General features: G+C 66.7%; 19 protein-coding genes and 1 riboswitch. Of the genes, 5 read left to right on the forward strand and 14 right to left on the reverse strand.

The window, feature by feature from the left end; translation table 11 throughout:
• Positions 1–127 precede the first annotated feature (127 nt).
• The 6 genes from cobF to cbiE are packed head-to-tail and all read right to left on the reverse strand — an operon-like array spanning position 128 to position 5,253.
• On the reverse strand, positions 128–859 hold the full coding sequence (cobF, locus tag CHB90_RS18635) for a precorrin-6A synthase (deacetylating) (protein ID WP_089279359.1): 732 nt from the start codon (positions 857–859) through the stop codon (positions 128–130).
• Positions 852–1,586 carry a uroporphyrinogen-III C-methyltransferase gene (gene cobA / locus CHB90_RS18640; RefSeq protein WP_089279360.1) on the reverse strand — a complete coding sequence of 245 codons (735 nt, stop codon included), beginning with the start codon at positions 1,584–1,586 and terminating at the stop codon, positions 852–854. The genes cobF and cobA overlap by 8 nt, the downstream gene beginning before the upstream one ends.
• Positions 1,583–2,902 (reverse strand): cobyrinic acid a,c-diamide synthase CobB, encoded by a 1,320-nt coding sequence (locus CHB90_RS18645; RefSeq protein WP_089279361.1) that lies wholly within the window; start codon positions 2,900–2,902, stop codon positions 1,583–1,585. The genes cobA and CHB90_RS18645 overlap by 4 nt, the downstream gene beginning before the upstream one ends.
• Positions 2,889–3,683 (reverse strand): precorrin-4 C(11)-methyltransferase, encoded by a 795-nt coding sequence (gene cobM, locus CHB90_RS18650; protein WP_089279362.1) that lies wholly within the window; start codon positions 3,681–3,683, stop codon positions 2,889–2,891. Before cobM ends, CHB90_RS18645 begins: the two co-directional genes overlap by 14 nt.
• Positions 3,680–4,057 (reverse strand): cobalamin biosynthesis protein, encoded by a 378-nt coding sequence (locus CHB90_RS18655; protein ID WP_089279394.1) that lies wholly within the window; start codon positions 4,055–4,057, stop codon positions 3,680–3,682. The genes cobM and CHB90_RS18655 overlap by 4 nt, the downstream gene beginning before the upstream one ends.
• Positions 4,054–5,253, reverse strand: a complete 1,200-nt coding sequence (cbiE, locus tag CHB90_RS18660) for a precorrin-6y C5,15-methyltransferase (decarboxylating) subunit CbiE (RefSeq protein WP_089279363.1) — start codon at positions 5,251–5,253, stop codon at positions 4,054–4,056. Before cbiE ends, CHB90_RS18655 begins: the two co-directional genes overlap by 4 nt.
• Between cbiE and CHB90_RS18665 the strand changes: the two genes are divergently transcribed.
• The gene (locus CHB90_RS18665) at positions 5,252–6,007 is read left to right on the forward strand and encodes a cobalt-precorrin-6A reductase (protein WP_089279364.1); all 756 of its coding nucleotides are present in this window, start codon (positions 5,252–5,254) and stop codon (positions 6,005–6,007) included. The two genes, cbiE and CHB90_RS18665, sit on opposite strands and share 2 nt — an antisense overlap.
• Here CHB90_RS18665 and cobJ read toward each other — a convergent pair.
• From cobJ to CHB90_RS18700, 7 genes are read right to left on the reverse strand one after another with little or no spacing between them, the layout of a single operon-like run.
• The gene (gene cobJ / locus CHB90_RS18670) at positions 5,980–6,735 is read right to left on the reverse strand and encodes a precorrin-3B C(17)-methyltransferase (RefSeq protein WP_089279365.1); all 756 of its coding nucleotides are present in this window, start codon (positions 6,733–6,735) and stop codon (positions 5,980–5,982) included. The genes CHB90_RS18665 and cobJ overlap by 28 nt on opposite strands.
• Positions 6,732–7,460: a precorrin-2 C(20)-methyltransferase gene (locus CHB90_RS18675; protein ID WP_089279366.1), complete on the reverse strand. Its 729-nt coding sequence runs from the start codon at positions 7,458–7,460 to the stop codon at positions 6,732–6,734. Before CHB90_RS18675 ends, cobJ begins: the two co-directional genes overlap by 4 nt.
• Positions 7,457–8,086, reverse strand: coding sequence for a precorrin-8X methylmutase (locus CHB90_RS18680; RefSeq protein ID WP_089279367.1), 630 nt, complete (start codon positions 8,084–8,086; stop codon positions 7,457–7,459). The genes CHB90_RS18675 and CHB90_RS18680 overlap by 4 nt, the downstream gene beginning before the upstream one ends.
• A gap of 4 nt (positions 8,087–8,090) precedes the next feature.
• Positions 8,091–9,236, reverse strand: coding sequence for a hypothetical protein (locus CHB90_RS18685; RefSeq protein ID WP_089279368.1), 1,146 nt, complete (start codon positions 9,234–9,236; stop codon positions 8,091–8,093).
• Positions 9,233–12,529 carry a cobaltochelatase subunit CobN gene (cobN, locus tag CHB90_RS18690; RefSeq protein ID WP_089279369.1) on the reverse strand — a complete coding sequence of 1,099 codons (3,297 nt, stop codon included), beginning with the start codon at positions 12,527–12,529 and terminating at the stop codon, positions 9,233–9,235. Before cobN ends, CHB90_RS18685 begins: the two co-directional genes overlap by 4 nt.
• A 42-nt stretch (positions 12,530–12,571) precedes the next feature.
• Entirely contained in the window at positions 12,572–13,627 is a 1,056-nt protein-coding gene (cobW, locus tag CHB90_RS18695; protein WP_089279370.1) for a cobalamin biosynthesis protein CobW, read from the reverse strand.
• Positions 13,624–14,016: a DUF1636 family protein gene (locus tag CHB90_RS18700; RefSeq protein ID WP_089279371.1), complete on the reverse strand. Its 393-nt coding sequence runs from the start codon at positions 14,014–14,016 to the stop codon at positions 13,624–13,626. The genes cobW and CHB90_RS18700 overlap by 4 nt, the downstream gene beginning before the upstream one ends.
• Before the next feature lie 78 nt (positions 14,017–14,094).
• Positions 14,095–14,287: riboswitch (cobalamin riboswitch) on the reverse strand.
• 118 nt (positions 14,288–14,405) lie between these two features.
• Between CHB90_RS18700 and cobO the strand changes: the two genes are divergently transcribed.
• From cobO to CHB90_RS18720, 4 genes are read left to right on the forward strand one after another with little or no spacing between them, the layout of a single operon-like run.
• Positions 14,406–15,014: a cob(I)yrinic acid a,c-diamide adenosyltransferase gene (cobO, locus tag CHB90_RS18705; RefSeq protein ID WP_089279372.1), complete on the forward strand. Its 609-nt coding sequence runs from the start codon at positions 14,406–14,408 to the stop codon at positions 15,012–15,014.
• Between the two features lie 4 nt (positions 15,015–15,018).
• Positions 15,019–15,909: a DUF1289 domain-containing protein gene (locus CHB90_RS27475; RefSeq protein WP_089279373.1), complete on the forward strand. Its 891-nt coding sequence runs from the start codon at positions 15,019–15,021 to the stop codon at positions 15,907–15,909.
• Positions 15,906–16,514 (forward strand): HAD family hydrolase, encoded by a 609-nt coding sequence (locus CHB90_RS18715; RefSeq protein WP_089279374.1) that lies wholly within the window; start codon positions 15,906–15,908, stop codon positions 16,512–16,514. The genes CHB90_RS27475 and CHB90_RS18715 overlap by 4 nt, the downstream gene beginning before the upstream one ends.
• Positions 16,511–17,956 carry a cobyric acid synthase gene (locus CHB90_RS18720; protein ID WP_089279375.1) on the forward strand — a complete coding sequence of 482 codons (1,446 nt, stop codon included), beginning with the start codon at positions 16,511–16,513 and terminating at the stop codon, positions 17,954–17,956. The genes CHB90_RS18715 and CHB90_RS18720 overlap by 4 nt, the downstream gene beginning before the upstream one ends.
• Here the strand turns inward: CHB90_RS18720 and cobD are convergent.
• The gene (gene cobD / locus CHB90_RS18725; RefSeq protein ID WP_089279376.1) at positions 17,953–18,945 is read right to left on the reverse strand and encodes a threonine-phosphate decarboxylase CobD; all 993 of its coding nucleotides are present in this window, start codon (positions 18,943–18,945) and stop codon (positions 17,953–17,955) included. The two genes, CHB90_RS18720 and cobD, sit on opposite strands and share 4 nt — an antisense overlap.
• Positions 18,946–18,948: the final 3 nt, after the last annotated feature.

Genomic DNA, 18,948 nt, shown 5'->3' on the forward strand with positions numbered 1-18,948 from the left:
TTTCACCCAATCTGCGAGTCCGGAAATCCCCCCCGTTCGGGGCGCGGCGATTCCTAAAAAACAGTAAAATCGCCTCTGCAACCCATTGAAGACGCTACGTCACCTTCCCCGCCACGCGTGGACAACCTCAATCGCGCCGCATCAAATAGGTGTCCATGATCCAGCCATGCCTCGCCCGCGCCTCGGCCCGTGCGGCCACAATTTTCGGCGCGGCCTCGGCCAAGGGCCCGGCCTCCAGCACCTGCTCTTTCATGCCCAGAAAGCCGCCCCACCAGATCGAAATCCCGGTGGGATCAAGGCTCTGAAACGAACACTCTCCGTCCAGCATGACCACCACGGTCCCGGCCCCCTCAGGCCAGCCAAAATCCCGCAGCCGCCGCCCCGTCGTGACCACCACCGCCCCATTGACCGAATTGAAGGGGATCGCATGGGCCGAGGTCAGCGCCTGCAACGCCGTCACCCCCGGCACCACCCTCACCCGTGGCGCGGGGTCCAATCGGGCGGCAATCCTCAGCGTGCTATCGTACAGCCCTGGATCGCCCCAAACCAACAGCGCCACCGGCCCCTCCGGCGCGCCCTCCAGCGCGGTCACCCAACGGCTCGCGATCTCATCGTGCCAACGCGCGACCCGCTCCGCATAAGGCAGGCTTTCGTCCCGGACAGGCATCCCAAAGGAAATCACCCGCGCGTTTGAGCCGGAAGCGCGCAAGATCCCTAGCCGCACTTCCGCCAGATCCTCCTTGGCCGCCCCCTTGCGCGGGATCAGCACCACCGCCGCCTCCCGGAGGGCGCGCTGCCCCTCCAGCGTCACATGCTCAGGGTTGCCCGTCCCGATGCCCACCAGCCAAAGCTCAGTCATAACCGACCCCAAGCTCGGCCATCGGCCCGTACAGGATCAGCGCCGGTTTGCTGCCGATCTCACCGGCCAGCCGCGCCGACAGGCCCGCCACCGTATCGCGGTGCAGGGATTGTTCTGCCGTGCCCACAGCCTCGGCCAAGATCGCCGGGGTCGTCTCGGGCAGGCCCTTTTCAAACAGCGCCGCCGCCAGTTTCGGAAAGGTCCGCTTGCCCATGAACACCACGGTCATGGCGCTGGGATCGGCCAGAGCCTGCAAATCCAGATCCTCGGGCAACGCACCGCTGACGTCATGGCCGGTCACAAACTGCACCCGCCGCGCGGTCAGTCGTCGGGTCAACGGGATGCCACAGGCCGCCGCCGCCGCCACAGCCGAAGGGATGCCGGGGATGATCTCATAGGCGATCCCCGCCGCGCGCAGCGCCACCTGTTCCTCTTCCAGCCGCCCGAACAGCCCCGAGTCGCCGGATTTCAGCCGCACGATGCGCCCGCCCTCTTGGGCATAGTCGACAAGCAACTGGCTGACATGGTGCTGTTTCGGCGACAACCGCCCGGCCCGTTTGCCCACGCCGATCAGGTCAGCACCGGGGCGCACATGGCTGAGGATTGGGCCAGAGGACAGATCGTCGAACAGCACCGCATCGGCGCGCTTCAGACGGTCCACCGCCTTGAGGGTCAACAGCTCCGGGTCGCCCGGCCCGCTGCCAACGAAACTGACAAAACCGCTCATGGCCCCTCCGCCGTGATCAGGTGAAAGAAGGTGCCAGAGACATGCCCCCGGTGTGAGCCGGTCTCCGGCACCGGGTTGCCATCCGCATCTGCTACCGCCGCGAGGGGCGCGTCGGGCTGATCGAGGATGGTGGAGTAGTGGAACTCATGCCCTCGCAGCGCGGTGCCGGGGGCGTAGCCGGACAGGCCTGCCTGCAAGACAGCGCGCCGATAGCCAAGGTGGAACTTGCGCTTTTCATAAGACGTCACCAGCCCCAAAAGGCCCGCCATCTGGTGCGAAACGCCCTCTTTATCGACCAATGCGGCACCAAGCGCCATGTATCCCCCACATTCCCCATGCACCGGGCGCGTCTTGGCAAAGGTCCGCAGGCCATTGCGGAAAGTCTCTGCCGCAGCCAATCGCCCTGCATGCAGTTCGGGGTATCCGCCCGGCAACCAGACCAGATCGGCAGAAGCATCCGGTGCCTCATCCGCGAGGGGTGAGAACGGCAGGATCTCGGCCCCCGCCGCCCGCCAGCCCTCTAGCTGGTGGGGATAGGTAAAGGAAAACGCCGCATCCCGCGCCAGCGCGATCCGCTGCGCCGGAGGTTTGGGCAGCGCGCCGCCCGCCGTCCCGCCGCCAGAGGCCGCAGCCCGGATGCGGTCCAGATCCACGTTGGCGCGCAGGAAATCGGCATAGCCGCTGATCGCCGCCTCCAGATCGGGGTGTTCCACCGCCTGAATCAGACCCAGATGCCGTTCCGGCAGGGTCAGGTCGCCGTTGCGCGGCAGCACGCCCAGCACGTCGATCCCCGCACGCTCCATCCCCAGCCGGGTCAGCCGCTCGTGCCGGGGAGAGGCGCAACGGTTCAGGATCACACCAGCAAAGGGTAAGTCCGGCATGTATTCGCGGAAGCCCAGCGCCGTGGCCGCCGCCGATTGCGCCTGCCCGCCCACATCAATGACCAGCACCACGGGCCAGCCCATGCGCAAGGCGGTCTCAGCCGAGGAACCAAACCCTGTCTGCCCGCGCGTTGCCACGCCGTCATACAGCCCCATCGACCCTTCGCCGATGCAGATGTCGGCACCCACCGCTTGCCCGCTGATCGCGTCCAGCAGCCCGCCATCCATCGACCATGTGTCAATGTTGAACGAGGCCCGCCCACTGGCGGCAAAGTGAAAGGCCGGGTCGATATAGTCCGGCCCGGATTTGAACGGCTGCACCGACTGGCCCGCATCCCGCAAGGCCCGCAACAGGCCCAGCATGACCGTGGTCTTGCCCGTGCCCGAGGCCGGGGCCGAAATCATCAGGCCCGGAGGCATCTCAATCGTCGCCATGTTGCCACTCCGCCCATGGGCTGTCGGCGCTTTGGGGCCGATAGCGTCTGTCATACTCTGCCGAATACAGTTGGCTTTCGGCGGTCAAACCCGCGCCCAGCGCCGGACCGACAAGGATCAGCGCGGTACGCGAGATACTGTCGTCCACCGCCTGCGTCAGGTCGCCCAAAGCGCAGCGGATCACCCGCTGATCCGGCCAACTGGCGCGGTAGACCACCGCCACCGGGCAATCCGCGCCGTAGTGCGGCAGCAAATCGGTTTGCACCTTTTCCAATTGCCCTACCGACAGGTGCAGGGCCAGCGTCGCGCCGGTGGCGGCGAAATTGCACAGGCTTTCGCCCGCAGGCATCGGAGATGCCCGCCCCTGCGTGCGGGTCAGCACCACCGATTGCGCGATCTCTGGCACCGTCAATTCCGTCGCCAGCGCGGCCGCCGCTGCCGCAAAGGACGGCACTCCAGGTGTCACGTCATAGGAGATGCCCAGCGCGTCCAGCCTGCGCAATTGCTCGCCCATCGCGGACCAGACCGACAGGTCGCCGGAATGCAACCGCGCCACATCTTGCCCGGCCTCATGCGCCGCAGCGATTTCGGCGATGATGGCATCCAGATCCAAGGGCGCTGTGTTCACGATCCGAGCGCCCTTGGGACAGTGTGCCAGCACCGCCTCCGGCACAAGTGACCCGGCGTACAAGCAGACCGGACAGGCCGCGATCAGGTCACGCCCGCGCAGGGTCAGCAAGTCGGGCGCGCCCGGCCCAGCCCCTATGAAATGCACTGTCATATGTCGTCTCCCATGGGAATCGTGGCCAGCGCGCAGGTGGCCTGACGGTCAGAGGACACGACACGCGGCCCGATCAGCCGCGCCCCCGGCCCCGCCGCCGCCAGCGCCGCCGCCTCTGCCACGCTGCCGGTGCCGCGTGCCGCGATGCTGTCCGGTGATTGCGTCACCGTCTGTTGCGCGCGCAAGGCGGTGCTGTCAATTCTCAGGACCGGCAGGCCCAACAGCGCCGCCAACGCGGCAAAGGCCGGTGTCTCGGCCTTGTCTTTCACGGTGGCGAGCGCATGCACCTCCAACGCGCGGCCGGTCCGGTCAAGTGCATCTTCAAGGCTGCTGACCGTTGCCGTTTTGCGAAATCCGAACCCCGCCACAATCACAGAACCACGCTCCATTGCACAACCGGATAGGCGGCCTTCCAGCCGGTGCGCGGGCCAAGGGCGGCGGCCTCGGACAAGTCGATCCGCAGCAGCGCCCCGCCGCGCACGCGATGCGCCGCGATCAGCACCGCCTCGCTTTCCAGCGTGACGGCGTTGGCGACCACCCGCGTGCCCGTGGGCAACTGCCCATACAGCCATTCCAGCAGCGCGGCGCTCAGCCCGCCACCGATGAAAACCGCATCCGGTGTCGGCAGGTCACCTAGCGCCTCTGGCGCGCGGCCCTCGACCACGCGCAGGCGGTCCACGCCCAGCGCCGTGGCATTTGCCGTGATCAGGCCGATCCGGTCGGCGCGCGGCTCTATCGTGATGGCCTCGGTCGTCGGATGGCACAACAGCCATTCGATCCCGACGCTGCCAGAGCCGCCGCCGATGTCCCACAGCACCTCATGCGGTTTCGGTGCCAGCGCCGACAGGGTCAGCGCCCGCACCGGGCGTTTGGTCATCACCCCGTCGCTGTCAAAAAACCCGTCCGCCAGACCGGACGCACGGGGCAGCGCCGCGCCGTCGCCGTCAATCTGCACAGCCACCGCCACCGGGTGGCTGAATGCGCCGGTCACCGCGTCTGCCTGCGATTGCGTCACCGCTTCGCGCGGACCGCCCAGCGCCTCCATCACCCAGAGGATGGACGCGCCAAAGCCAAGGCCGGTCAGGTATTGGCCCAGATCGGCCACCGCCGCGCCATCGCGCAGCGTGACGATCATCCGCACACCGCGCGCAAGATAGGGCCGCAGCCGGGTCAGCGGCGCGGCGTGATGCCCAAGGCACAGCACCTGTTCCAGCGGCCAGCCCAAGCGCGCCGCCGCCAGCGAAAACACCGACGGTCCCGGCAGGACGCACCATTCGGCGCGCGCGAACCGCCGCGCAATCACGCTGCCCGCGCCAAACCAGAACGGATCACCCGAGGCCAGCACCACAACCCGCCGCCCGGCGTAGCCTGCCAACAGGTTCAGCCCGTCGGCAAACGGCACCGGCCAGTCCACCCGCTGCCCCGGCAGATCGGGCAACAGCGACAGGTGGCGCTGCGGTCCCATGACGATTTCCGCCGCCTCCAGCGCGGCACGGCTTGCACCTGTCAGCCCGTCCGGTCCATCTTCGCCCAGACCGATGATCGTCAGCCACGGAGCGCCCTCACCCATGACACCCAACCTCTTGATCCTTGGCGGCACGACAGAGGCCACGGCGCTGGCCAACCTGATGGCGGAACGCGGCCTGCAGGGCACCGTCAGCTTTGCCGGACGGGTCGACCGCCCGCGCCGCCAACCGTTGCCGCAGCGCGTGGGCGGCTTTGGCGGGGTTGAGGGGCTGACACGCTACATCCGCGATCACAAGATCACGCATCTGGTGGATGCCACACATCCCTTTGCCGCACAGATGAGCCGCAACGCCGTACTTGCCGCCGCAGAGGCAGGCATCCCGATGCTGGCCTTGACGCGTCCCGCATGGCAGCCGCAACCGGGCGACCGTTGGACCCATGTGCCGGATATCGCCGCCGCCGTGCAGGCGCTGGACGGTCCGGGCCGCCGCGTCATGCTGGCGGTGGGCCGGATGCATCTGGACGACTTTGCGCCGAACCCGCAGCACACCTACCTGCTGCGCCTTGTCGATCCGCCCAAGACCCCGCCGCCGTTTCCGCAATACAACGTGGTGGTGGACCGCGGGCCGTTCACCGTGGACGGCGACCGGGCGCTGATGGAACAGCACGGGATAGAGCTGATCGTGTCCAAGAACGCCGGCGGCACCGGCGCCTCGGCCAAGCTGGAGGCCGCGCGCGCGCTGCACCTGCCGGTCATCATGATCGACCGACCCGCCCTGCCCGACCGGCACGAGGTGGCAACCCCGCAACAGGTGCTGGACTGGCTTGCTCATGCCGGGACGGACCTGGGGGTATAGACCCAGGGGTCCGCGCCATCACGGTGAATGATCCGCGTCAGCGAAGAGCCGACCAGAACAACCGTGCGCATATCCGCCATGTCCGGCGTCGCATCGCACAGGTGGACCACCCGCAGCGCCTCTTCCGGGGTCGACACCGCGCGGGCAAAGATCACAACGCGGGTCGGCTCGCAGACCTCGCGCAGCACGTCCAAGGCGCGGCCAAACCCCTCGGGCCGGGATTTGGAGCGGGGGTTGTAGAACCCCATGGCGAAATCCGCCTCTGCCGCCAGCCGCAGGCGTTTTTCGATCAGCGCCCAGGGTTTGAGATTGTCGCTGAGATTGATGGCGCAGAAATCATGGCCCAGCGGCGCACCCGCGCGCGCCGCCGCCGCCAGCATCGCGGTGATGCCGGGCAGCACGCGGATCTCCAGCCCGCGCCACTCTGACGGCCCCGCCTCCACCGCCTCGAACACCGCCGAGGCCATGGCAAAGACGCCGGGATCGCCGGAGGAGACAACAACCACCCGCCGCCCCTCTGCCGCCATTTCCAGCGCGTGGCGCGATCGATCCAGTTCCACCCGGTTGTCGCTTTCGTGCAGGCGCAGACCTTCGCGGGGCGCGATGCGGCGGACGTAGGGGATGTAGCCGACAATGTCAGTCGCCTCGGCCAGTGCCGCCGTCACCTCTGGCGTGACCAATGCCTCATCTCCCGGACCAAGGCCCGCGATCACAACCCAGCCGGTCATGGCCTGCGCCCCTGCCCGTGGACAATCACGATAGAGAAATAGGGGGAGACGCGGTCGTCCGCGTCGGTCAGTTTCATCACCGCCTGCCCGTCCATGCTGGCGCATTCCACCAGCCACGCCCGGTCCAGCTTACCCGCCTTTTCCAGCGCGGCGCGCACGCGCGGCATGTTGCGCCCGATCTTCATCACCACCAGCGCGTCGGCCTCTGCCATGCGCGCCGCCAGTTCGTCCTCTGGCAAGGTTGCCATCAACACGCTGAGGACATCATCGCCCCATGTGATCGGCTCTCCGGTGGCAGTCCAGGCCGCTGACATGCCGGTGATCGCGGGGACCACCTGCACCGGCACCTCGCCGCGCAGGCGCGTGTAGAGATGCATAAAAGAGCCGTAGAAAAACGGATCGCCCTCACACAGCACCACCACGTCCTCCCCCGCCGCCACCAGCGCCTTGAGATGTGCAACGCAGTCGCCGTAGAAGGCCGACAGGATGTCATTGTAACGCGGATCACTCAGCGGAATTTCGGTCGTGACCGGGTATTCCATGGCAAATTCCACCACATCCTCGCGGAGCATCCCGTTGACGATGCCGCGTGCGCGGCCCGCCCGGCCCGCCTTGCGGAAATAGGCGACGTGACGCGTGCGGCGCACCAGCCTGTCGGCGCGCACACTCATCAGGTCAGGATCACCGGGGCCAAGACCGGTGCCGTAGACCGTCCCGCCCCTCATTCCGCGCGGCTCGCGATGGCGTTGATGGCCGCAACGGTGATGGCGCTGCCGCCCAGCCGCCCCTCGACAATCAAGGACGGCACCGGCTGCGCCGCCCACAGGGCGTCCTTGGATTCCCGCGCGCCCACAAAGCCGACGGGGCAGCCGATGATGGCGGCGGGGCGTGGGCAATCCGGGTCTTCGAGCATTTCCAGCAGGTGAAACAGCGCCGTCGGCGCGTTGCCGATGGCGACCAATGCGCCCTCCAGCCGGGGCCGCCATAGCTCCAGCGCGGCGGCGGATCGCGTTGTTCCCATCTTCGCCGCAAGATCCGGCACCGACGGGTCGCGCAGGGTGCAGATCACGTCATTGTCCGCAGGCAGACGTTTTCGGGTCACGCCTTCGGACACCATGTAGGCATCACAAAAGATCGGCGCGCCCTTGTCCAGCGCGGCACGGGCTGCGGCAACCATCCCGGCTGAAACTTTGACATCCCGTTCCAGCCCGACAAGGCCCGCCGCATGGATCATGCGCACCACCACCTGTTCCTCGTCACGGGCAAATCGGTCCAAAGCGGCCTCTGACCGGATGGTGGCAAAGCTTTCCTTGTAGATCGCCGCGCCGTCTTTTTCATAGGTATAGGGCATGGGGTCAGGACCTGATTTCTGTATCGATTTCCAAAGGGCTGAGCCCGCGGCGGATGGGGTCATCCCACGGGGTTCCCTGCTTGACAAGGTCGAATGCGCCATCGCGCCCGACCAGAGTGAGGTCCGCAAAACGCGGATAGGCGCATCCCTTGGCACAGCCTGAGACATGCCAGCACTGGCCTTCCGGGACACTCAGAGCAAGGCGGCGGGCAAGATCACGGGTCTGGACGGTGGCCTGCGGACAGCCCGGCGCACCAGTGCAGGCCTGCACCCGGCGCAACGCATCTTGAGGGTCAAGGATCAGATCGGGGTGGTCCGGCAGGTCCGTCACGGCAGGCAGGTAGAGCATCCGGTAAGGCGTCACTCTGATCGGCCCGCCGGTTTCCGACAAGGCGCGAAGGGCACCAGAGGTGAACTGGCCAAAGGCAGCAGCGACACACACCCCGTGGCCTTGCCGCCCCGGTTGTGGCTCTGGCGCGGCGGGAGATGGGTCAACGTCTCCGCTCAGGGCATCGGGCAAGGCGGTTCCGCCGTCCAGATGCCGCGCCATGCGCCCGCGTCCATCCGCGCCCACGCCGCCACTGGTCAGGAACCAACGCGCAAGGTTTAGCCCAAGCGCAATCGCCTCGTCCGTGTCCCCCAAGAGGCGCCCGGTGGCACAGCCATCGGCGCGCAGGATCATCCCCTCTGCCGAACTCTCGATGCGAATATCGCCACTGATCCCGGCCAGCCGCCGGGGCGTGCCGGGATCGACCACAAAACCGAATTTGCCGGGCAACGCAGAGAATTCGGTACGCGACAGCCCGTCAAGAAATCCTCGCGCAATCTGGTCTGTTTTTGGCGCGCGAAAGGGGTCCAGCACCAGGTTGCGGCGCGCCTCACTGTCCGCATCGCCCAACAAGCCCAACGCGCGCAGATCCTGGATCAGCGCCGGATAGGCGGACTCGGACACACCGCGCAATTGCAGGTTGGCTCGCGCGGTCGCCTCTATCACGCCGCTGCCATGCCGTTCGGCCAGATCGGCCAGTCCTGCGGCCTGTGTCGCGCTCACCTCGCCCAGCGGCGGACGCACCCGCACCACCAGCCCGTCGCCCGACATCATCGGGCGAAAGGCACCCGGGCACCAGCCTTTGACCAGCGGCGCGCTCATCCCGCCTCCAGCGCCGCATGGATCGAGTTGCGCCGCGTCTGCCACAGGCCCGCCTCATGCAGCGCGGCAAAGCGCGCGCGCATTGCCGTCAATGCCTCGGGGTTCGCCTCCGCAAGGAAATCCGTGACCGCCGCGTCCCCAAGTGTCGCGTCGAAATAGAGATCGAACAGGTGCCCCGGCACCGCATCCGCCAGTTGCGCAAAGGCGGCCATGTTTTCCAGCGTTGCCGCGATCTCTGCCGCGCCCCGGAACCCGTGCCGCCGCATGCCGTCGATCCACGCCGGATTGGCGGCGCGCGCCTGCACCACGCGGGCGATTTCCTCGGTCAGACCGCGCGCGCGGGGTTTTGCCGGGTCGGTATTGTCGAGATGGTACAGCGCCGCCTGCCCGCCGGTGACACCCTGTGCCGCGGCAAAGCCCGCCTCGTGGCTGGCGTAATCCTCGGCCAGCAGCAGGTCGGTTTCAGGCAGATCCTGAAGGTGGACAAAACTGTCGGCGCCCCGAACCCGCGCGCGCAGGCCCTCGTCGTCGCGCGTGCCTGTGCCCTCGTCATAAGTCCAGTTTGATGCCGCAAGCCAGGCTTGGCCCGCCGCCTGCCGTGCCGCGTCGGAATAGTCGCCGATCTGCGCCCCGATCCCTAGGCCAAAGCTGCCCGGTGCCGGGCCATAGACCCGCGCCCCTGCCTGCCCGACAAATGGGTTCCAGTCGGGCGCTTCGTCGCGCAGACTCAGGGTCTTGACCGCCTGCCCGAACAGCACCGACAGCGTCGGGAACACGTCCCGGAACAGGCCCGAGACCCGCAAGGTCACGTCGATCCGGGGGCGGTCCAGTTCCGCGATGGGCAAAACCTCGATGCCGCTGACCCGCTCGCTGCCCGCGTCCCAGACCGGACGCACACCCAGCAGATGCAAGGCCATGGCAAACTCTTCACCCGCCGTGCGCATGGTCGCAGATCCCCAGAGATCCACGATCAAGCCCTTGGGCCAGTCGCCCTGGTCCTGCAGATGCCGCCGCACCAGTTCCTCGGCCAGACGCACACCCTGCGCATGGGCGCTGCGCGTCGGCACCGAACGCGGGTCAGTGGTATACAGGTTGCGCCCGGTCGGCAGCACATCGGTGCGCCCCCGGTACGGCGACCCCGACGGGCCAGAGTCGATCCGCCGCCCGTCCAGCGCATCCAGAAGCGCGCGCCGCTCTGCCTCTGCCGACGGCACAACATCGAAGGCGGGGCGATTTTTCGGCGAAAAATCGTCGCTGCGGCCCCAGACATGCAACCCATCGCCGAACTGGCTTTCCTTTACGTCGCAGACAAAGCGGTCGATCCGGGTGATGGCCTCTGCTGGACAAGATGCCGTTTCAATCCCCAAATCACCTTCGACACCAACAGCTTGTGCCTCATCCCTGATGTCCTGCATCAACCGATCCCGCCGCCGCGGGTCCAGCCCGTCCGCGTTCGAGAACTCATCCAGAAGGGCCTCCAGGCGAGACAGGCGCTCTGGCAGACTCGCCTCACGCAGCGGCGGCGGCACATGTCCCAGCGTCACCGCTCCGATGCGCCGTTTGGCCTGTGCCGCCTCACCCGGATCGTTGACAATGAAGGGGTAGATCACGGGCATCTGCCCACTCAAGACCTCTGGCCAGCAAGCCTCTGACAAGGCGACGGATTTACCGGGCAGCCATTCCAGCGTTCCATGTGCGCCGATGTGGATCAGCGCATCGACCTGCTGTTGCAGCCAGAGGTAAAACGCAACGTAGGCGTGGCGCGGCACCCGCGCCAGATCGTGATAATCCTCAGCCCGACGGTCGGGCGATCCGCGTTCGGGCTGCAACGCCACAAGGGCTGCGCCCCGGCTGAGCGCCCGAAAACAAATCGCCTCATCTACACAGTCCGGGTCCGCCTCTGGCGCCCCCCATGCTGCCTCAAGATCATCCTGCAACCTTTTGGGAAGACGCTGCAAAGCGGCCTTGTATGCGCTCAGGGGCCACCTTAGCCGTGCAGTGCTCAACGCCTCGGCAGTAAGGTCAGGTTGCACCGTGTACCCGGCCTCTGTCAGATCCTCCAGGATTGCCTTGGCCGAGGCCAGCGCATCCAGACCCACCGCATGCGCCATGTTCCAATCCCGCCCCGGATAAGTCGACAACACCAGCGCCAACCGGCGATCCGCAACAGGTGTGGCCCCCAGTCCGACCCAGCGCGCCACACGCCCTGCCACCGCCGCCACGCGGTCCGCGTCCGGCACATGCGCAACCCGGGAAAATTGCAGGTCCGGGTCGCGGGCCTGCGGTTCCTTGAAGGATGTCACGCCGGCAAACAGCCGCCCGTCCACCTCTGGCAAGACAACGTGCATTGCCAGATCTGCGGGCGACAACCCACGGTCAGCCTCGGCCCAGACGGCGCGGGTCGAGGTTGCTAGCGCCACTTGAAAGACCGGCACGCCGCCCGCATCCAGTGGCGAGGTGCCCTGCGCCCCGCGCCCGGAAAAGGAAGTGGCATTGACGATCGCCGCAGGCGCCAGATGCGCCACCTGCCGGGCGATCCATGCCGCGGCCTCCGGTGCCTTCAACGACGGGGCAAACAGACCGAGAACGTCAAAGCCTCGCGCGCGCAGCGCCGCGCACAGCGCTTCGACCGGGGCAAGATCCGCCGCCACGAGGTAGGACCGATAGAAGACAACCAGAACCAGCGGCTTTTTCTCAGGCACCACATGCACCAGCAGCGGGCAGCACACCCCGTGCTCTGGCAGCCACGCGCCCACCTCAGGCACATGTTTCGCCCCGCGCACAGGTCCGGCATACAGCCCCGCCGCCAGCGCCATCTGCGCCAGCGCCGCCTGCGCGGCCACTGCGCCGCCTGCGTCGCAGAGATGTTGCAAGCGCCGCAGCGTCGACACCGGCAGCGTCGACACCTCGTCCAGCCGGGTATCGACGCGCCCATCGGCTGGCAACACCGCAAGCGCGATGCCCCGTTCCAGCGCAAGCGCGGCGATCTGCTGGATACCGTAGGGCCAGTAAGGCACGCCGCCGATCAGCCGGATCAGAATGCCCTTGGCCCCCGCAAGTGTCTGTTCGACATAGGTATCTACCGACAGCGGGTGTTTCAGCGCCACGATATTGGCCAGCCGCAGCGTCGGCAACCGCCCCTCACGACCGCCGCCCCGCTCCCACCCCGCAGCAAAAGCCCCCAGATCGGAATCGGACAGCGACAAGACCACCAGATCGGCCGGGCTTTGCGCCAGGTCGGTCGGGGTCTCGGTTTCTTCCAGACCGTGGCTTTCGCGAAAGATGACGTGCATGGCGGATGTGGTGCGCGGCGGGTCGCCGACCCGCCCGCCCCCTTATTCTGCGGCCACCGGGGCCGCGCCAAGGATGGCGCGGATGGCGTCGGGTTTCACATCGTCATGCTCGGCAATGACCACCACGCGGCTGACCCGCGCCTCACCCGGTTTCCACGGGCGGTCGTACTGATGCCGCACCCGCGCGCCGACCGCCTGCACCAGCAAGCGCATCGGTTTGCCCTTGACCGCCGCATAGCCCTTGACCCGCAGAATATTCAGCTCCTTGGCCAGTCGTTCGATCGCGGCGACCAGCGTGGCCGGGTCGTCAACCTCGGGCAGATCCACTACGATGGATTCAAAATCGTCGTGTTCGTGGTCGTCGTGGTCGTCGTGATGCGAGGGCCGCGCATCCATGTCGTCCTCTGCGGCCGCCTCCAGCCCCAGGATCACACGCGGGTCAATCACCCCTTCAGCGACCTCGATCACCGGCAGCGGGCGCGGCGCCTCGGCAGCAATTAGCGCCTTGGCCTTGGCCACACCCTCAGGACCTGCAAGATCGGGTTTGGTCAACAAAATGATGTCGGCGCAGGAAATCTGGTCCTCAAAAACTTCGGAAAGTGGGGTTTCATGGTCGATGCTGTCATCCGCCAGACGCTGTGCATCCACCCGTGCGACATCCGGCGCAAATCGTCCCGAGGCCACCGCCTCGGCATCGGCCAGCGCGATCACCCCGTCGACGGTGATCTTGGACCGGATATCGGGCCAGTCAAACGCCTTGAGCAGCGGTTTGGGCAGCGCCAGCCCGGAGGTTTCGATCAGGATATGTTCCGGGCGCGGATCCAGCGCCATCAGCGCCTCGATCGTCGGGATGAAATCATCCGCGACGGTGCAGCAGATGCACCCGTTGGCCAGTTCCATAATGTTCTCTGCCGGGCAATCGGGGATCGCGCAGCCCTTGAGGATCTCACCATCGACGCCGACATCGCCGAACTCGTTGACCACCACGGCCAGACGCTTGCCCCCGGGGTTCTGGATCAGATGCGAGATCAGCGTCGTCTTGCCCGAGCCGAGAAAGCCGGTGATCACGGTGACAGGAAGTTTGGCGAGATCGGTCATGTCTTGTCCTCTTCGGGCGTAACGGTCTGCTCGGGTGGGATGCGCGCGATGCAGTTGCGTTTGAAGTGTTCGGGCCGCGCGCGCCACGGGATCACCCCGTCGTTGGCGGCATGATACAGCGTGGCCCCCTCGACCAGCAGGTCCGGATGCGACGTCTCAAGCAGGTTTCCGTAGACATAGGTCCAACGTGCAGGCCCGCCGCGCATGGCGACAGAGCAGCCCGAGTCGCAGTTTTGCAGGCATTCGACCGCCGTCAGGGTCACGCCTTCGGGCAGATCGCGCGCGGCGAGGGCGTCATGCAGACGCTGGCCGGGGCGCACGCCGCCTTCGGGGATGTCCTCACCGCGTCGGCATTTGACGCAGACCAGCAATTCCACCGGCGCGTTCATGGCGTGGCCTTTCGCGGCCCGCTGGATTTCAGGTTCAAATTCATCACGACCTCCTCCGGGGCACCCCGCCCGGTCCACAGTTTCACCTCTTCGATGGCAGGTCTCCTGGCTCGCGGGTCGATGCGCTCTTGCGCCTTCCCGGCCAATCCGGCCAGTGGCACGTTGCAAGAACGCTCTCCGCTCACAGTTGCGGGGGCAGCCACGGGTTTGAACCGCGTTCCCTGTTTTCCTCCCCGGGCAGGCCCGGGGAACCATCGTGGTGGCGGTGGTGCGCCCTTCTGATCCTCTTGTCAATCGCCCGAAGCGACTGCACACCCGATCATAGCCGCATTGACGATGTCCACACGCGATGCCATGCCTGCCCGAACCCGAGCTTCCGGAGACGCGCCATGGACGACACCACCGCCCGCCACACCGAAAAGATGCGCCGCATCAAGGCCGCCCGCGACGAGATGATGAAGACCAAGACCGAGGAAAAAGGTCTGATCATCGTCAACACCGGCAAGGGCAAGGGAAAATCCTCTGCCGGGTTCGGCATGATCATGCGGTGTATCGAGCACCAGATGCCCTGCGCCGTGGTGCAGTTCATCAAAGGCGCCCGTGCCACCGGCGAGGCCACGTTTCTGCGCGAGCGGTTTGCCGACGAATGTCGGCTGTTTGTCACGGGTGAGGGATTTACCTGGGAAACGCAGGACCGCGACCGAGACATTGCCGCCGCGCAGAATGGTTGGAAAATCGCGCAGGAACAGATCCTTGACCCCGAGATCCAGTTTGTTCTGCTGGATGAGATCAACATCGCCCTGCGCAATGACTACCTAGATATCGACGAGGTGGTGGATTTCCTGCTGACGCAGAAACCGCAGATGACGCATGTCTGCCTGACCGGCCGCAACGCCAAACCCGAATTGATCGAGGCCGCCGATCTGGTCACAGAGATGACCTTGCTGAAACATCCGTTCCGCGACGGGGTGAAGGCACAGAAAGGCGTGGAGTTCTGAGGCCATGAGCCGCATCGACCGCCTTCCCCCAGCCAGCCCCTGTGTCGCCCGTTGCGTGATCGACGAGACGTCGCAACTGTGCACGGGCTGCGCCCGCAGTCTGGATGAGATCGCCGGTTGGGGCAGCGCATCTGATGATTTCCGCTCGGCCGTCTGGGCCGAACTGCCCGCCCGCGCCAGCCGACTGGGACTCAAGACCCGCCGCCTGTCGTGGCAGGGGGACACCTTGTTGGCCGAAACCGCCCGCCGCCTCAGCGATGAAGGCGCGCGCCTGATCGCTGGTATCTGGGGGGCAAGCGGTGAACTGGTCCGCCTGCCCGATGCGCCCTGCGAAGTGCAGATCGGTGAGGATGCGTTGACCCTGACGCTGCCCGACGCGGCGCTGCGGCTTGACTCCGCGCGCTATCTGACTGCGTTTGAGATTGACCGCCCGGACGCGCCCGCGTTGATCGCATTGGCCGTCCCGGTCGGGCGCGCCTTTCGCGACAGGCCCGCCGCGCTGACGGCGCTTGGCCAGGACGAGGCGGCATTGTTATCGCGCAATGCGGGTGGGATGCGCTTTGACCTTGGCCTTGGGCGGCGCGCGGCGCGATTTACCGTGCGGTGTGACGACGCGCTGGCCGCGACGCTGGCCCGCGCCACGGGCACCAACTGGCCCGATCACCTGTCGCGAACCGGTCTGCCGTTGCGTGACGCCAGCCCGGTGCGGGTGATCGAAACGCCCTGCCTGCGGCTGGAGATCGACGCCGCGATCCCGATGCCGGACGGCACGTCCCCCTCCGGGCCGCACACACACCTGCTGCCTGATCACATCGCGCAGGGGCTGGACACGCCGCCCACCGTGCCGATGCCTGCGGGCTATGTGGCCACCGCGCTGATCCTGCCCGCCTCATGAGCGCCCAACTGGTCGTCTGGGATTTTGACGGCGTCCTGAATGCCGAACCTCCGGGCACGCCGTTTGGCTGGGTGCCGCGTCTGGACGCCGATCTGGGCCTGTCGTCGCGGGCTTTTCGCGCGTTCCTCAACCAACCCGGACAGGCGGCGCGGGTGTTGCGCGGCGCACGGTCCCTGCACGCGGAACTGGCCCGATGGCTTGCCACACAGCCGACCGATGTCACCCCCGATGCGCTTTTGACCCATTGGCTGCGGTCCGAGGATCGCCCCGATCCACAGGTCATCGACTGGCTGGAGCGTAGCCCGCAGCGCGCGGTGATCGGCACGAACAACCCAGCCCCTCGTGCGGATTACATCATGGAGAACATGGGCTTTGCCGCCAAAGTTGAGACGATCTTTGCCTCTGGCCCCATGGGCATGGCCAAGCCTGACGCGGGTTTCTACGGCGCGATTGAACGCTGGTCGTGCCTTGCGCCGCCCGCCATCCTGTTGATAGACGACAACCGCGCCAATGTCGCGGCGGCGGCGGCGCGCGGCTGGCAGACCTATCATTTTCACGCCCATACGCGCGACGTGTTGCCCGCGACACTGGGGATCACACCATGAGCCGCGCCATCATGATCCAGGGCACCGGGTCCAACGTGGGCAAATCCATGCTGGTGGCGGGCCTGTGTCGCGTGGCACGACGGCGCGGGCTGTCGGTTGCCCCGTTCAAGCCGCAGAACATGTCCAACAACGCCGCCGTGACCAGCAACGGGGGCGAGATTGGCCGCGCGCAGGCCTTGCAGGCGTTGGCCTGCGGGTTACCCCCGCACACCGACATGAACCCGGTTCTGCTGAAACCGGAGACGGATGTGGGCGCGCAGGTTGTCGTTCAGGGCAAACGCCTGACCACAGCCAAGGCACGCGATTACGCCAAGCTGAAACCGCATCTTCTTGGCTCCGTACTACAGAGTTTTGAGAGGCTGAAGGCGGCCCATGACCTGGTGATCGTCGAGGGCGCCGGCAGCCCGGCTGAGGTCAATCTGCGCGCAGGCGACATTGCCAACATGGGCTTTGCCGAGGCGGGCAATGTGCCGGTGATCCTGACAGGAGACATCGACCGGGGCGGCGTGATCGCCCAGATTGTCGGCACGCAGGCGGTCATCGATCCGGCGGATGCCAAACGCATTTCCGGTTTTATCATCAACAAGTTTCGCGGCGACCCTCGCCTTTTTGATGATGGCTATGCGCTGATCGCGGATCGCACCGGCTGGCGTGGCTTCGGCGTGGCGCCGTGGTTCCCCGAGGCGTGGAAACTGCCTGCCGAGGATGCGCTGGATGTGCGCAGCACCGACCGCGCAGAGGGGCTGCACATTGTCTGTCTCTGCCTGTCACGCATGGCGAATTTCGACGATCTGGACCCGCTGGCGCAGGAACCGGGCGTGCGGCTGACCATGTTGCAGCGCGGCTCGCCGATCCCCGGCGATGCAGATCTTGTGATCATACCCGGCAGCAAATCGACCCGCGGCGATCTGTCCTTTGTCCGTGAACAGGGCTGGGACATCGACCTCTTGGCGCATCACCGGCGCGGCGGGCGTATCCTTGGGATTTGCGGCGGCTATCAGATGCTGGGCGACAGTATTGATGACCCGCAGGGGATTGAGGGCCCACCGGGCAAAGATCCCGGTTTAGGTCTGCTGCGCATCGACACCGTCATGACCGCCGACAAATCCCTGACAGAGGTGCAGGCCACCCACGCCGCCAGCGGCACCGGCTTTCACGGTTATGAAATCCACATCGGGCGCAGCGACGGGGCCGACCGCGCCCGCCCCTTTGCCTATGTCGACAGCCAACCAGAGGGCGCAATCAGCGCCGATGGCCGTGTCATGGGCAGCTACCTGCATGGCATGTTTCGCGATGACGCATTCCGCGCCGCGTGGCTGGCGGGTTTTGGGGTCGAGGCAACCCTCTCTTATGACGCCGGGGTCGAGGACGCGCTGGATGCGCTGGCCGACCATCTTGAGTCGCATCTGGATGTGTCCGGCATATTGGCCGCCGCGCGCTAGGCCCGGCTGAAAGACGGGACCAAAGCCGTCTCCAGCCGCGCCCAATCCGCCTCTGGCCCCGGCAGGCCCAGCCGCAACCAGCCGTCCGAATAGGGAAACCGCCGCGTCCAGATCCGGGCAGCGGCCAGCCGGTCCTGCGCTGCTGCCGCATCGCCGGTGTCATAGGTGCGAAACAACACCGTGCCGCCCACCAGCGTCCAGCCCGCTTTCTCTGCCAGTGCATCCATGCGCACCGCGTCGCGCGCCAGTTGCGCAATCATCGCCCTCTGCCACGCCTGATCCGCCAGCGCCCGACACCCCGCCGCGATCGCCGGACCGCTGACCGCCCAGGGACCGGCCATGCGCCGCATCGGGTCAATCAGCGCGCGCGCGCCCAGTGCAAAGCCCAACCGCACCCCTGCCAGCCCATAGAACTTGCCAAAGGACCGCAGCACCACGATCCGCACGCCCTCTGGCAGGCGATCGAGGTAGCGGACCATCGAATATTCCGGCACCGGGTCGGCAAAGCTTTCGTCGACCACCAACAAGCCCACATGGTGCGCCAGGTCGATCAGCTCTTCGGGGGTCCAGAACCGCCCGTCCGGGTTGTTGGGGTTCACCACCACGGCCAAGGGCGCACCTTTCAGGCCGGGTATGTCGTCCACCTGCGTCACCCGCCAGCCCTGCGCCTGCAACGATCCGGCGTGTTCGTTGTAGGTTGGCCCGACAACGCGCGCCTCCTCCGGGGTTCCAAGGCGCGGCACCAGTTGGATCGCGGCCTGCGCCCCAGCCAGCGGAACGCAGTCCACCCCCTCTCCCGCGCCATAGGCCGCGCGCGCCGCAGCGATCAACGCGGCAAGCTCTGCCCCCGTCGGCAGTGCCGTCCACGCGCGCGCAGGCAGGTCGGGGAACGGGTAGGACCGCGCATTGATGCCGGTCGACAGGTCCAGCCAGTCGCCCTCTCCATATTGGGCCATCGCCCGGTCCAGATCGCCGCCGTGATCGCGCATGAT

This window comes from Antarctobacter heliothermus, from assembly GCF_900188425.1.
GTDB lineage: Bacteria > Pseudomonadota > Alphaproteobacteria > Rhodobacterales > Rhodobacteraceae > Antarctobacter > Antarctobacter heliothermus.

What these genes read in the sequence shown, in the direction of transcription:
- cobF (WP_089279359.1), bottom strand. Translation starts at nt 859, where the DNA reads ATGACTGAGCTTTGGCTGGTGGGCATCGGGACGGGCAACCCTGAGCAT.
- cobA (WP_089279360.1), bottom strand. Translation starts at nt 1,586, where the DNA reads ATGAGCGGTTTTGTCAGTTTCGTTGGCAGCGGGCCGGGCGACCCGGAG.
- CHB90_RS18645 (WP_089279361.1), bottom strand. Translation starts at nt 2,902, where the DNA reads ATGGCGACGATTGAGATGCCTCCGGGCCTGATGATTTCGGCCCCGGCC.
- cobM (WP_089279362.1), bottom strand. Translation starts at nt 3,683, where the DNA reads ATGACAGTGCATTTCATAGGGGCTGGGCCGGGCGCGCCCGACTTGCTG.
- CHB90_RS18665 (WP_089279364.1), top strand. Translation starts at nt 5,252, where the DNA reads ATGACACCCAACCTCTTGATCCTTGGCGGCACGACAGAGGCCACGGCG.
- cbiE (WP_089279363.1), bottom strand. Translation starts at nt 5,253, where the DNA reads ATGGGTGAGGGCGCTCCGTGGCTGACGATCATCGGTCTGGGCGAAGAT.
- cobJ (WP_089279365.1), bottom strand. Translation starts at nt 6,735, where the DNA reads ATGACCGGCTGGGTTGTGATCGCGGGCCTTGGTCCGGGAGATGAGGCA.
- CHB90_RS18675 (WP_089279366.1), bottom strand. Translation starts at nt 7,460, where the DNA reads ATGAGGGGCGGGACGGTCTACGGCACCGGTCTTGGCCCCGGTGATCCT.
- CHB90_RS18680 (WP_089279367.1), bottom strand. Translation starts at nt 8,086, where the DNA reads ATGCCCTATACCTATGAAAAAGACGGCGCGGCGATCTACAAGGAAAGC.
- CHB90_RS18685 (WP_089279368.1), bottom strand. Translation starts at nt 9,236, where the DNA reads ATGAGCGCGCCGCTGGTCAAAGGCTGGTGCCCGGGTGCCTTTCGCCCG.
- cobN (WP_089279369.1), bottom strand. Translation starts at nt 12,529, where the DNA reads ATGCACGTCATCTTTCGCGAAAGCCACGGTCTGGAAGAAACCGAGACC.
- cobW (WP_089279370.1), bottom strand. Translation starts at nt 13,627, where the DNA reads ATGACCGATCTCGCCAAACTTCCTGTCACCGTGATCACCGGCTTTCTC.
- CHB90_RS18700 (WP_089279371.1), bottom strand. Translation starts at nt 14,016, where the DNA reads ATGAACGCGCCGGTGGAATTGCTGGTCTGCGTCAAATGCCGACGCGGT.
- cobO (WP_089279372.1), top strand. Translation starts at nt 14,406, where the DNA reads ATGGACGACACCACCGCCCGCCACACCGAAAAGATGCGCCGCATCAAG.
- CHB90_RS27475 (WP_089279373.1), top strand. Translation starts at nt 15,019, where the DNA reads ATGAGCCGCATCGACCGCCTTCCCCCAGCCAGCCCCTGTGTCGCCCGT.
- CHB90_RS18715 (WP_089279374.1), top strand. Translation starts at nt 15,906, where the DNA reads ATGAGCGCCCAACTGGTCGTCTGGGATTTTGACGGCGTCCTGAATGCC.
- CHB90_RS18720 (WP_089279375.1), top strand. Translation starts at nt 16,511, where the DNA reads ATGAGCCGCGCCATCATGATCCAGGGCACCGGGTCCAACGTGGGCAAA.
- cobD (WP_089279376.1), bottom strand. Translation starts at nt 18,945, where the DNA reads ATGCGCGATCACGGCGGCGATCTGGACCGGGCGATGGCCCAATATGGA.